Origin of the sequence: Bradyrhizobium genosp. L, assembly GCF_015624485.1 — a bacterium.
GTDB lineage: Bacteria > Pseudomonadota > Alphaproteobacteria > Rhizobiales > Xanthobacteraceae > Bradyrhizobium.
Genome location: NZ_CP061378.1, coordinates 3,463,702 through 3,475,567, shown reverse-complemented (window position 1 = coordinate 3,475,567; position 11,866 = coordinate 3,463,702). Strand labels below are relative to the sequence as shown.

The window sequence follows — 11,866 nt, the reverse complement described above, 5'->3', positions numbered from 1 at the left end:
AAACAATGTCGTTAAAATGCAAAAAGTCCGCCGGGGCTGTCGCCCTGGCGGACCTGATTGCAGGGCCGGACGGTCCGGCCGCAGCCCCGTTACGCAGCTGCCTTGGCGCCGGTCGGCACCTCGGAGATCGTCTTCAGGATCTGGGAAGCGATCTGGTAGGGGTCGCCTTGCGAGTTCGGACGACGGTCTTCCAGATAGCCCTTGTAGTTGTTGTTGATGAAGGAGTGCGGAACGCGGATCGAAGCGCCGCGGTCGGCGATGCCGTAGCTGAACTTGTTCCACGGCGCGGTCTCGTGCTTGCCGGTCAGACGCTTGTCGTTGTCCGGCCCGTAGACGGCGATGTGGTCCATCAGGTTCTTGTCGAACGCCGCCATCAGTTGCTCGAAATACTCCTTGCCGCCGACTTCGCGCATGAACTTGGTCGAGAAGTTGGCGTGCATGCCCGAGCCGTTCCAGTCGGTGTCGCCAAGCGGCTTGCAGTGGAATTCGATGTCGATGCCGTAGCTCTCGGTCAGGCGCAGCATCAGATAGCGGGCCATCCACATCTGGTCGGCCGCGGTCTTGGACCCCTTGCCGAAGATCTGGAATTCCCACTGGCCCTTCGCCACCTCGGCGTTGATGCCTTCGTGGTTGATACCGGCGGTCAGGCAGAGGTTGAGATGCTCTTCCACGATCTTGCGGGCGACGCTGCCGACGTTCTTGTAGCCGACGCCGGTGTAGTACGGACCCTGCGGGGCCGGATAGCCCTCACCCGGGAAGCCGAGCGGACGGCCGTCCTTGTAGAAGAAATATTCCTGCTCGAAGCCGAACCAGGCGCCTTCGTCGTCCAGGATGGTGGCGCGCTTGTTGGAGACGTGCGGCGTCTTGCCGTCGGGCATCATCACTTCGCACATCACCAGCACGCCGTTCTCGCGCGCGCCGTCCGCATAGCAGGCGACCGGCTTCAGCACGCAGTCAGAGCTGTGGCCTTCAGCCTGATTGGTGGACGAACCGTCGAAGCCCCACAGCGGGAGCTGTTCGAGGGTCGGAAACGACGCGAATTCCTTGATCTGCGTCTTACCGCGCAGGCTCGGCGTCGGCGTATATCCGTCGAGCCAGATATACTCGAGCTTGTACTTGGTCATTGAACCTCTCTGTTGATGATGAAAACCGTGAGGAACCGAAAGCCAGTCGGTCGCCGCACGCTACCCGGCCACCATCGGCCGGATCTTACTAAGCAATTAAAATGCCAGTCGCTGCGCTGCGGCACCCACCCTTCTCGCGGATGTCCACAGTGGTCATGGCATTTTTCGCTGCGACAAAGCAGCGCGGCTGGCATGCGCCGGCGGCGGAGGAAATCCGCTTTCTGCTGCCTCGACCGCCTGATTCTCCAGCAAATCCGGCCACAACGGCAGCCGCCGATTAAAGCCGCGGCAGTGCCATGTGACGGTTGGTGTCCCGCTCGCGCTCATCCAGCAACCACTGTGCCGGCTCAAGCGTTGGTCATCTGCATACTGCCTCGCAGGAGGCACGTTCGGATTTGCCTACGGATTAGACAGATTGTGGCTGCTTCTTAGTCAACTTGCACCCGGTCGGGCTCAGGCCGATATCCCAATTGGTAACCGCACACGAAGGAGTCGGGCGCACCATGGAGGGCTCGCGTTCGACGAAGGAGATTTCGAACATGATCACCACAGGCCAAAATCAGGGATCTGCCAAGATCTATCAATTCCCGGCGGGGGGCCGTGCGGCTCTCGGCGGACGCCGTTACGGCGAGGTGCGCACGGCACTGGAGCTGGCAGCCGGGCTCGAAACCTCGCTGTGCAGCGAAAGCTGGTATCATCAGGCAGCGATCGAAGACGCCAAGCCGGGCCGGGACCACTAATGCCGACGCAGCGAAGCGTGACATCGAGCCATCAGGCTTCAGAGCAATAAGAAGGGCCGGAACCAGCGTTTCGGCCCTTTTTTCATTGCGCCCCACAACGATCGCGCCACGGCGCGAATAGCGGCCCCGCCATAAGTCATATTCTCCCCCGGACAGGCCGGTTATAGAGCTTGCGCGAGACTCATCCGCTGCAACAGGTCTGCCGATGTCCGATGCCCCTGCCCGTCACCTCAATCTCGCCGGCGCCAGCAATTTTCGCGATCTCGGCGGCTATCAGACCCGGGACGGCCGGACCGTGCGCTGGCGGCAGATCTTCCGCTCCAACCATCTGGCACATCTGACCGACGCGGATGTCGCCATCGTGCGCGGGCTCGGGGTCAAAAGCGCGTTCGATTTCCGCGGCACAGCCGAACGCGCGGAGGCGCTGTGCGGCATGGCCGACGTCACCGTGCACTCGCTCCCGGTCGAGCCGACCGTCGTGGCTTCGCTGCGCGCGATCGCCGGTCACCGTCAACTCGAGGAAGCCGATGCGATCGACGTGATGCGGGAATCCTATCGCGGCTATGTGCAGGACAACACCGAGCGCTATCGCACGCTGTTCGCCCATCTGCTCGAGGATCGCGCGCCGCTGGTGATCCACTGCACCGCCGGCAAGGACCGCACCGGCTTTGCCTGCGCGCTGATCCTGCATGTGCTCGGCGTGCCCGATCAGGTGATCGCCGACGACTATCTCCTGACCAACCAGTTCTACAAACGCGATCCGTCCGCAACCAGCGAGCTTCCCGACGACATCAGGCAGGTGCTCGGCACCGTGCGGGCCGGATTCCTCGAGGCCGCGTTCGAGGCGATCGATGCCGAGTACGGCAGCCTCGACGGCTATTTCCGAGACGGCCTCGGACTCGGTCCGGCTGAGCGCAAGGCGCTCGATGGCCGTTATCTGCAGGCCTGATTGATCAGGCGGCCGCGGCTTCGAGCTCAAGCTCCGCATCGAGATCGGCGATCACATCCTCGAACGCCGAGATCGCCTGCTGGATCGCCGCGATCTGCATCAATTCCCAGCTGCCCACCGGTCCGTTGCGATTCTGCAGCGCCACCACGAGATCGCGCCGCTGCTCCTTAAGCTGAACAAGCGGTAAACCGTGGTCCGGAAGATTTCCCATCACAAAACCCCCTGCTTGATTGGAAGTTTCGCTTCTAAGGGAAAGCGTTCTGCGAACGACTTACAGAACTGCTGCAAATTTTACCGAACGCGGCCTACCCCGTAGTCTTACGTAATCATCGTTACGTGATCGCATCGCGCGCCACGGCATCGTTGATCGCGCCGAGCAAGGATTGAGTCACACAATCGGTCGCCCACTCGCTCGTATGGAGGTGCTCCTGCGCACCGTCGTCGAGTTCGGAAAGCGGAATTCCGCCGTCGACCCATTGCTTCATCAGCGCAAAGCGGCGGAACAGATTGACCTTCCTGCTCGCAGTGACCTCGGCAATCATCGACATGAACTGGTTGGCGAGCTTGAGCAGGTCCGCCGTGCCGATGATCGCCGGGGTGTACTGCGAATCCATCACCACGACGTCGAGCGGCAGCCCGGCGAGCACGTCGAGCCCCGCCTCGAATGTCGCCTGCACCTGATCGAAGTTGTAGTTCTTGTACACGGCGTTGGTGCCGACCTGCCAGATCACCATCACCGGCGCTTCAGCGATGACATCGGATTCGATGCGCGAGAATTCTTCCGGCGCCTCCTGCCCGCCGATCCCGCGGTTGATCACGTCGATCATCCGGCCAAAGGACTGTTTCTGGCTTCGCCACGCGAGCTCCAGCCGCGGCGGGAATGGCAGGATATTGTCGGCCCCCGCGGTCGATGACGATCCGAGCGCGACGATCTTGATCTTGCGTTCACGCTTGAGCGCTTGCGCCAGGTGAGGCAATCCGTATCGGAACTTGACGATATCGAGATGCATGTCGCATGGCCGGGGCGCTGGCATCGCAGACATCCTTGGGGTGAACGAACAAGGGAATACGCGCAGTAGGAAGCGAAATCCGCGGCATTGCAAATGAAATCTGCCTGATCATAGTGGGCGTCTGCGTGTTGCGGGTTCGGAGACCACCATGAACGGAAAAGCCATCGTCATCACCGGCGCCCTCGGCGCGCTCGGCAAGGTCGTCGCAGCGGAGGCTCTCGCACGCGGCGCGCGCGTCGCCGGGATCGATCATGCTGCGTCGTCCGTGCCGGCAACGGCGGACCGCATCGAGCTTGGCGGCGTCGATCTCACCGACACGGCGCAAGCCAGGGCCGCTATCGACAAGGTGGCCGCGCATTTCGGCCGGCTCGACGCACTGATCAACATCGCCGGCGGCTTTGTCTTCGAGGCGATCAGCGACGGCGATCCGAAGACGTGGCAGCGCATGTACGCGATGAACGTGATGACCGCGTTCAACACGTCGCACGCGGCGATACCGTATCTCACCAGGTCCGGCGCCGGGCGTATCATCAACATCGGCGCGCTGGGCGCGCTGCAGGCCGCATCGGGCATGGGCCCCTATGCCGCCTCGAAGGCCGGCGTGCACCGCCTCACCGAGTCGCTCGCCGCCGAGCTCAAGGGCAAGGTCACCGTCAACGCCGTGCTGCCCTCGACCATCGACACCCCGGCCAACCGCGCCGCGATGCCGAAAGCCGACATCGCCAAATGGGTGACGCCGAAGGAGCTCGCCGAAGTGATCCTGTTCCTCTCAAGCGACGCCGCAAGCGCCGTCACCGGCGCGCTGCTACCGGTGAACGGGCGCGTTTGAGGCGCGCGGACTTCGAAGAGCGCGGCGTCCCGCTTATTTCTGAAGGGTTGCGGCAAACAGCTTGGCGGCTTCGGCCTTCGATTCCTGATCGGCCTTGGCGTCGTATCTGAGCGGCAGATTGAACTTCTTGCCGAGCTCGGTGGCTTCGGGGTTCGTGAACGCGTGCACCGCGCCGGGATACTCGATGATCCGATAATCGGCCTTCGCAGCGTCGAAATCCTTCTTGAGCGCATCATACTGCTCGCGCTTCACGAACGGGTCGTCGGCGCCGTTCAGGATGAGGATCTTCGCTTTGACGGTTCCCGGCGCCGGCGCTGGGGTGTTCAGACCAAGCGATGCGTGAAAGCCCGCGACCGCGGCGAGATCGGCGCCGGTGCGCGCCATGTTCAGCACCACCGCGCCGCCGAAGCAGTAGCCGACGGCGCCGATCCGCTGCGGATTGACCGCGGCCTGCTTGGCGAGTTGCTCGCGCGCGGCGTTGAAGCGCGACTCCATCGCCTTCGGGTCCTTCATCACCGATCCCGAGAGCGCGCCGGCGTCCTTCGGATTGTCGGCGGTCTTGGCGTCGCCGTACATGTCCGCAATGAAGGCGACGTAGCCCTGCTCCGCGAACTTCCGCGCCTCGTTGTGGATATGCGGGGTGATGCCCCACCATTCATGCACCATCACGATGCCGGGCCGCTTGGCCTGGGTGGCGTCGTCATAGACGACGAAGCCCTTCATCGTGGTCTGGCCGTCCGAATAGGTGACCGGCTCTTCCTTGACCGCGGCGTGTGCGCTCGCGACCATCGCGATGGCGCAAATTGCTCCCACTATGTTCGTGATGTGCGCTCGCATGCTGACCTCCCCGGATTTGGTACACCGCCACATTGGCATACCAGCAATTGCTGCGCTAGATCGCGACGAGCTTCTTCAGCACCGCGTGAAAGCGGATGCTGCGTTTCCCGGCGAGCGCCGTGGCTTCGCCCTGCGCGCCTGATGCGTCATAGCTGCCGGAGAAGCCGATACCGACTTCCTTGCCGCCGAATACCGGACGCTCGCCCCGGCTCGGCGTGTGCTCGTGATTGATCAGTTCGCCCTTCCAGCGGCCGCCGGCGCTCTGATAGGCGCCGAGGTAATCGAACAACGCGTCGCCGCCGCGAATGCTGCCATCGTGGAGCAGCATCAGGCCGGTATTGCTGCCGCCGATGCCGTCGAGCATGCGGATGGTCAGCGAATAGAGGCCGTTGACGATGCCATCAGGACCGCTCGGGCGCGCCGGCGGCGCCGCCTCCTCGCTCAATGCCATCGCAACAACAGTGACATCGCCGCCGAGCAGCGGCGTGACGCCCCTGAAACGGAACGAGGCGCCGTCGCGTCGGCCCTTCAATGCGATCGGCGCCACGCCGTCGATCGGCGCGTAGTTGCCGCCGACATTGCGCAGCACGGTGGCAATCTCGATCGCAGGCTCGCTATCTGATCCGGAGACGGCGCCCGCAAAGGCGTAGCCGCCGTTGCCGCCGAACACCCTGCCGTCGCGCGCCATCAGCACGCCACGGGCGAAACCGCGCGGACTGTCGACTTCGATCTTGTGGAGCCCGGTCTGCATCGGCGCGCTCAGTCCGGGATCAGCAGCCGCAGCTTCGATTTGAAGCGGATGCTCTGCTTGCCGGCCAGCGCGATGCCGTCGCCTTCGGCCGCCTCGTCCGTGTAGGTGCCGGTGAATCCGATGGTGACGACCTTGCGTTCCCACACCGGCCGCTCGCCATATGTCGGCGAGTGCTCCTGATTGGTCACCTCGCCCTTCCACTTGCCGTTATCGGCGGTGTAGCTGCCATGGGCATAGAAGAACGAGTCGCCGCCACGAATCTGGCCGTCGCGCAGCACCATGACGCCCTGGTTGCCGCCAGTGACGCCGTCAAGGAATTCGACGGTGATGTGATAGAGCCCGTTCCGGATCATGCAAATGGTCGCGCCTTGTCCCTCGCGGACAATAGCCGCTTGACTGTGGCGAGGGCAAATTCCACCCGGGTCGGACGGGGGTATTTCGGGCTATGCTTGCTGCGACTTGAGTCGCGGCCAAAGGCCGCTGGAGCCCTGCCGTTGGAAACCGCGCTTTATCTGCCCGTCAAACGCTTCCTCGAAAAGCTTGGCTTCACGGTCAAGGGCGAGATCGGCGGCTGCGACCTGGTGGCGCTGGGCGATGGCGATCCGCCCGTGGTCGTGATCGGGGAACTCAAGCTCGCCTTCAATCTCGAGCTGATCCTGCAGGCGGTCGACCGCGCCGGAGCTGCCGACGAGGTCTGGATCGCGGCCAGGATTTCGCTCCGCGGCAAGGGCCGCGAGAGCGACGCGCGCTACCGCAATCTGTGCCGGCGGCTCGGCTTCGGCATGCTCGGCGTGACCGCGACCGGTGACGTCGAGGTGCTGGTGAAGCCGCCGACCGCAGCGCCGCGGCGCGATCCGAAGAAGCGCTCGCGGCTGATCGCCGAGCATCGGAAGCGCAAGGGCGATCCGGTCGAGGGGGGCTCGACCCGCGCGCCGATCATGACCGCCTATCGCCAGCAGGCACTGGCCTGCGCGTCGGCGCTGTCAGGCGGCCCACAGCGCGTGCGCGACTTGCGCGCGGTCAGTCCCGATGCCGGCAAGATCCTGCTGCACAACGTCTATGGCTGGTTCGATCGCGCCGAGCGCGGCATCTATGTATTGACCGATGCCGGCCGTGCCGCATTGAAACGTTGGCCGCAGCAGCCGGTCGATATTTCGGGAGTGCAAGCCGTATCCTAGAAAGGAGATGCCATGATCGTCGTCACCGGCAGCGTGACCGCCCGCCCCGACAGTTTTGACGAGGTGCGGCGGCTGAGCCTCGAACATGTGCACCGCTCGCGCACCGAGCCGGGCTGCATCTCGCATGCGGTGCAGGTCGACTGCGAGAATCCGCTCCGCCTGGTGTTTTTCGAGCAATGGGCCGATCGCGCCGCGCTGGCCGCACATTTCGCGGTGCCGGCCTCGCGCGACTTCGTCCGTTCGCTGCAGTCGCTTGCGGCAGCCGCGACGACCATCGAACTTTACGACGCTCACAAGATTGAGAGACTCTAGTTGCATGGCTGGATTGCCACGCCACATTCATATTGCAATGCAACATTAGGCACCTTACGTATCATCCGCGATTCAATGACGAGGCGGCGATGAGCGGCGACTGGAATACCAAGTACGGCACAAGGCGCGTGCGGCACGACCCGCCGACGCTGGAAGAGGCAATCTTCGCGGCCATCGGCATCACCGATGACGTCGAGGGCCAGGCCGAGATCGCCTCGGCCTTGATGGGCCTGCCTTACGACGAGGTGCTCGCCGAGGTGAAAAAGACCGCGCGCGTCAGCGCCCGCACCGGCATCGCGACCCGCGTGATCGCCGGCGAACAGGGCGCGCAGCGTTCCGTCGTGGTCGAGCGCCGCGTGGTCCGCCGCATTCTGCCGACCAAGCGCACCGGTACCTGAAGCGCGCGACCCAATTGCTCAAAATAAAAGGGCAATCCGCTGAGCGGATTGCCCTTTTTGCTTTTGAACCATCCGGTTAGGAAAGCCCTAGCTTTTTGTTTTGACGCGTTTTCTTCACGCGAACCGGTATCCGCTTCGCTCGAAAACGCTCTATGCCGCGCGGCCCCAGCCGGACATCTGTATCACCATCCGCCAGTAGGCGCGGTTGATGTCGACCAACGCACGAGCCGCTTCGGCCGGCGTGACCATGCCGGCTGTGGCCGGCAGCGCCGGCTCGGCCTGGCTCTGCTCCGACAGGTCGATGCTGCCGGTGGATTCGCCGTGACGGAAGGTCAGGTGCGCGCCGAACTTGGTGGCGAGCGCCCGCATCGCGTCGTTCTGTGCGCCGGTGGTGATGCGCAGGTTGGTGTAACCCTTGGCGTGCGCCTCCGCGATCAGCTTGCGGAACAGGATGCTGCCGACGCCCTTGCGCCGCACCGACCGCTCCACGCTGAAGGCGATTTCCGGCTGCGCATCGGGCGACTGCTCCGGCGGATGCAGCTCGGCCGCGCCGCGAACCACGCCGTCCTCGAAATAGGCGATGATGACGGTACCGTCATTGGCGCAGCGCTCGGCATAGCGGCGGATGAAACTGTCGTCGATGAAGCCATGAAAACGATCATGACGGCTGGTTCGGTCCAGTCTCAACAGATGATCGCGCAGCAGAGGAAGCTCCTCCTGCTGGCTCAACGTCCGCACAGTGCCTCGGATCGGCGTCGAACGGATGGTTTCATAGTTCATTTCATAACTCCTCTTGGTAGCCCTCGAGGAGGCGTCGAGTCCCTAGCAACTGCTATATTGTGCATCGCAACATATAATTCAAGTATCTAGATTCATTTAATTAGCCCATGAGGTGATTGGGAAATCACATCAATCCTCTATCATAATACCAATTGTGTCTGGGTCACCACCGCAACGAGTTTGCCGTCCTCGGTTTCCAATCGCGTCTGCCAAACTTGGGTCCTCCGACCCCGGTGGACCGGCGTCGCCGTCGCGATGAGGCTGGTTCCCTCCCTGGCGCCGCCGATGAAGTTGGTCTTGCTCTCCAGCGTCGTGGTCCCCTTGGCGTCCTCCGGCAGGTTGATCACGGTGGCGGCGGCGCCGACCGAATCCGCGAACGCCATCACCGCGCCGCCATGGATGGTGTGATTGAGGGTGCAGAGCTCCGGCCGCACCACCATCTTCGCCACCACTTTGTCCTTGTCGGCCGCGGTGAAGGTCACGCCCTTCAGTTCCGCAAACGGCATCTTCATCGACTGGATCTTTTCGAGCGGCGTCATTCGTATTCCCCGGTTTCCTCTGCTGTCATGCGCGGGCTTGACCCGCGCATCCATCGCTTCTTCGCAATAGGGCTTCGTTGGCATGATGGATTGCCTGGACAAGCCCGGCAATGACGTCGGAGGTAATGGCACCGATGACGTCATGGCCGCCGTGACAATCGTCGCCGACTCCGCATACCGTGGCGCATGTGCGACTTCCCTCCCCGCCGGATCGTCTGCCTGACCGAGGAGACGGTCGAAACGTTGTATCTGCTCGGCGAGCAGGACCGCATCGTCGGCGTCTCCGGCTATGCGGTCCGCCCGCCGCAGGTCCGTCGCGAGAAGCCGCGCGTGTCGGCCTTCATCTCGGCCGACATCCCAAAAATCCTCGCGCTCGCGCCGGACCTGGTGCTCGCCTTCTCCGACCTGCAGGCCGACATCGTTGCCGATCTGGTCCGCGCAGGCGTTGCCGTCCACGTCTTCAACCAGCGCGACATCGCCGGCATTTTGGCGATGATCCGCACGCTGGGCGCAATCGTCGGAGCCTCCGGTCGCGCCGAGCAGCTCGCGACAGGCTATCGGCAGCGACTGGCCGCGATCGCTGCGACCCCACGTCCGGCACCGCGGCCGAAAGTCTATTTCGAGGAATGGGACGAGCCGCTGATCAGCGGCATCGGCTGGGTGTCCGAACTGATCGAGATCGCCGGCGGCGAAGACGCGCTGCCGCATCTGCGTGCGCACAAGGCGGCAAAGGACCGCATCGTCACGCCAGCGGCCGTGCGCGCCGCCGCGCCAGACGTGATCCTCGCCTCCTGGTGCGGCAAGAAGGTCGTGCCCGACCGCATCCGTGGACGCAATGGCTGGAGCGATATTCCAGCCGTGCGCAACGACCGCATCATCGAGATCAAGTCGCCGATCATCCTGCAGCCGGGACCGGCAGCGCTGACGGATGGGCTCGATGCGATCCTCAAGGCGCTGTGGCCGGAGCGCTGACCCTTCCGCTGTCGTCCCGGCGAAGGCCGGGACCCATACGCCGCGGCAGATGTTGCGATCGGGACTCGTCGTTCCGGCGTCGCGCAACGATCAACATTTGTGGCTATGGGTCCCGGCCTTCGCCGGGACGACACTGCAATAACGTGGAGAGAGTGCGCCTAATTACGCCTTCTCCACTCCGCACCATTCCGCGATGAACAGCGCGGTGGCCTTGGTCGACTGCCGCAGCGAGTCGAGTTCGACATATTCGTTGAAGCCGTGCATCGCTGCGCCGGTGGCGCCGAAGCAGAGGCTCGGGATGTTGTAGTTCAGCCCATAGAAACGCGTATCGGTCAGCGCGGTGAAGGCGCGGTCCTCGACGGCGCCGCCATAGACCGCCTGATGCGCTTTGGCGAAGGCGGCTTCCGGCGCCTCCGAGTGCACCAGCTCGTAGCCTTCCGATAAAAAGCCCGACCATTCGACCTGCGGCGGATTGTTGGAGAGGAAGCGGTGGTCGCGCGCTGCCGCCGAGACGCAAGCTAAAATCTCCTTCTGGCACTCTGATATCGACCAGCCCGGCAGCACCGCGATGCGGCAGTCGATGTCGCACCAGGCCGGCACGCTGGAAGCCCAGTCGCCGCCCTTGATGATTCCAGGGTTGAAATTGATGGGATGATTGACGTCCTTGAAATGGCGGTCGGCCTTGGCGCGCTCGTTCCAGGCGATCTCGAGCTTCTCCAGCGCGTGCACCAGATGATACGCCGCCATGATCGCGTTCGAGCCGGCGCCGGCCTCGAACACGTGTACGGGGAAGCCGCGCACCTTCAGGCGAAACCAGATCACGCCGACTTGCGAGCGGATCATCTTGCCGCTGGTCGGCTCCGGGATGAAGCAGGCGTCGGCGCGATAGCCGCGCTGCAGGGTCGAGAGCGCGCCGACGCCGGTGCTCTCCTCCTCGATCACGGACTGGAAATGGATTCGTGCGGTCGGCTTGAGGCCGGCCTTGCTGATCGCATCCAGCGCATAGAGCGCACCGATCGTGCCCGACTTCATGTCACAGGCGCCGCGGCCGTACATCTTGCCGTCCTTGATCTCGGCCGAGAACGGCGGCGTCTCCCACATGTCGAGCGGGCCGGTCGGCACCACGTCGCAGTGACCCTGCAGGATCAGCGACTTGCCGGCGTTGTTGGCCGGGCGATAGGTGCCGACCACGGTGCGCGCCTTGGAAAAATCGTGCTCGATCGGGCCGAAGCCGCGCAGATCCTTCAATTCGTCCAGATTGATATGCCAGTCGTCGACCTCATAGCCGCGCTCGCGCAAGAGGTCGCCGATCATGTCCTGGCACGGCCCCTCGGCGCCGCGGGTCGATGGGATCGCGACAAAGGCCTGCGTGGTCGCAAGCTGCGCATCGAATCCCTCGTCGACGGCATCAAGGATTCGTTGTTGCGTCTCAGCAGTCATGCGGCAG

The 11,866-nt window shown here is 63.7% G+C and carries 16 protein-coding genes; 7 read left to right on the top strand and 9 right to left on the bottom strand.

Annotated elements, in window-relative coordinates; translation table 11 throughout:
• Positions 1-89 precede the first annotated feature (89 nt).
• A complete protein-coding gene (locus tag IC762_RS16250) occupies positions 90-1,124 on the bottom strand; it encodes a glutamine synthetase beta-grasp domain-containing protein (RefSeq protein ID WP_195789773.1) in 1,035 nt (344 codons plus the stop codon).
• A gap of 539 nt (positions 1,125-1,663) precedes the next feature.
• Here IC762_RS16250 and IC762_RS16245 point away from each other — a divergent pair.
• Both IC762_RS16245 and IC762_RS16240 read left to right on the top strand, forming a co-directional pair.
• Positions 1,664-1,864 carry a DUF2735 domain-containing protein gene (locus tag IC762_RS16245; RefSeq protein WP_195789772.1) on the top strand — a complete coding sequence of 67 codons (201 nt, stop codon included), beginning with the start codon at positions 1,664-1,666 and terminating at the stop codon, positions 1,862-1,864.
• A 205-nt stretch (positions 1,865-2,069) separates the two neighbouring features.
• Positions 2,070-2,813: a tyrosine-protein phosphatase gene (locus tag IC762_RS16240; protein ID WP_195789771.1), complete on the top strand. Its 744-nt coding sequence runs from the start codon at positions 2,070-2,072 to the stop codon at positions 2,811-2,813.
• Positions 2,814-2,817: 4 nt separating this feature from the next.
• On the opposite strand, the gene IC762_RS16235 is transcribed toward IC762_RS16240, so the two are convergent.
• Positions 2,818-3,024, bottom strand: a complete 207-nt coding sequence (locus IC762_RS16235; protein ID WP_038375209.1) for a hypothetical protein — start codon at positions 3,022-3,024, stop codon at positions 2,818-2,820.
• 121 nt (positions 3,025-3,145) lie between these two features.
• A complete protein-coding gene (locus IC762_RS16230; protein WP_195789769.1) occupies positions 3,146-3,847 on the bottom strand; it encodes an SGNH/GDSL hydrolase family protein in 702 nt (233 codons plus the stop codon).
• Positions 3,848-3,971: 124 nt separating this feature from the next.
• On the opposite strand from IC762_RS16230, the gene IC762_RS16225 reads away from it, so the two are divergent.
• Positions 3,972-4,652 (top strand): SDR family oxidoreductase, encoded by a 681-nt coding sequence (locus IC762_RS16225; RefSeq protein ID WP_195789768.1) that lies wholly within the window; start codon positions 3,972-3,974, stop codon positions 4,650-4,652.
• Between the two features lie 33 nt (positions 4,653-4,685).
• Here IC762_RS16225 and IC762_RS16220 read toward each other — a convergent pair whose 3' ends face one another.
• The 3 genes from IC762_RS16220 to IC762_RS16210 are packed head-to-tail and all read right to left on the bottom strand — an operon-like array spanning position 4,686 to position 6,593.
• Positions 4,686-5,489 carry a dienelactone hydrolase family protein gene (locus IC762_RS16220; RefSeq protein ID WP_246801585.1) on the bottom strand — a complete coding sequence of 268 codons (804 nt, stop codon included), beginning with the start codon at positions 5,487-5,489 and terminating at the stop codon, positions 4,686-4,688.
• A 55-nt stretch (positions 5,490-5,544) separates the two neighbouring features.
• Positions 5,545-6,240, bottom strand: a complete 696-nt coding sequence (locus IC762_RS16215; protein ID WP_195789767.1) for a hypothetical protein — start codon at positions 6,238-6,240, stop codon at positions 5,545-5,547.
• A gap of 8 nt (positions 6,241-6,248) precedes the next feature.
• Positions 6,249-6,593: a GrlR family regulatory protein gene (locus IC762_RS16210; RefSeq protein WP_195789766.1), complete on the bottom strand. Its 345-nt coding sequence runs from the start codon at positions 6,591-6,593 to the stop codon at positions 6,249-6,251.
• A gap of 141 nt (positions 6,594-6,734) precedes the next feature.
• Here IC762_RS16210 and IC762_RS16205 point away from each other — a divergent pair, with 141 nt between their 5' ends.
• From IC762_RS16205 to IC762_RS16195, 3 genes are all read left to right on the top strand, one after another.
• On the top strand, positions 6,735-7,418 hold the full coding sequence (locus tag IC762_RS16205; protein ID WP_195789765.1) for a DUF2161 domain-containing phosphodiesterase: 684 nt from the start codon (positions 6,735-6,737) through the stop codon (positions 7,416-7,418).
• Between the two features lie 12 nt (positions 7,419-7,430).
• Entirely contained in the window at positions 7,431-7,730 is a 300-nt protein-coding gene (locus tag IC762_RS16200) for a putative quinol monooxygenase (RefSeq protein ID WP_176531724.1), read from the top strand.
• Positions 7,731-7,819: 89 nt separating this feature from the next.
• Complete coding sequence (locus IC762_RS16195; protein WP_195789764.1) at positions 7,820-8,128, top strand: hypothetical protein; 309 nt, start codon at positions 7,820-7,822, stop codon at positions 8,126-8,128.
• Between the two features lie 150 nt (positions 8,129-8,278).
• On the opposite strand, the gene IC762_RS16190 is transcribed toward IC762_RS16195, so the two are convergent.
• Together IC762_RS16190 and IC762_RS16185 are read right to left on the bottom strand one after the other, a co-directional pair.
• On the bottom strand, positions 8,279-8,908 hold the full coding sequence (locus IC762_RS16190; protein WP_195789763.1) for a GNAT family N-acetyltransferase: 630 nt from the start codon (positions 8,906-8,908) through the stop codon (positions 8,279-8,281).
• A gap of 140 nt (positions 8,909-9,048) precedes the next feature.
• A complete protein-coding gene (locus IC762_RS16185; RefSeq protein WP_195789762.1) occupies positions 9,049-9,447 on the bottom strand; it encodes a PaaI family thioesterase in 399 nt (132 codons plus the stop codon).
• Between the two features lie 186 nt (positions 9,448-9,633).
• On the opposite strand from IC762_RS16185, the gene IC762_RS16180 reads away from it, so the two are divergent.
• Positions 9,634-10,419, top strand: coding sequence for a cobalamin-binding protein (locus IC762_RS16180; RefSeq protein WP_195789761.1), 786 nt, complete (start codon positions 9,634-9,636; stop codon positions 10,417-10,419).
• Positions 10,420-10,581: 162 nt separating this feature from the next.
• Here the strand turns inward: IC762_RS16180 and IC762_RS16175 are convergent, their stop codons facing one another.
• Positions 10,582-11,859: an ArgE/DapE family deacylase gene (locus IC762_RS16175; protein WP_195789760.1), complete on the bottom strand. Its 1,278-nt coding sequence runs from the start codon at positions 11,857-11,859 to the stop codon at positions 10,582-10,584.
• Positions 11,860-11,866: the final 7 nt, after the last annotated feature.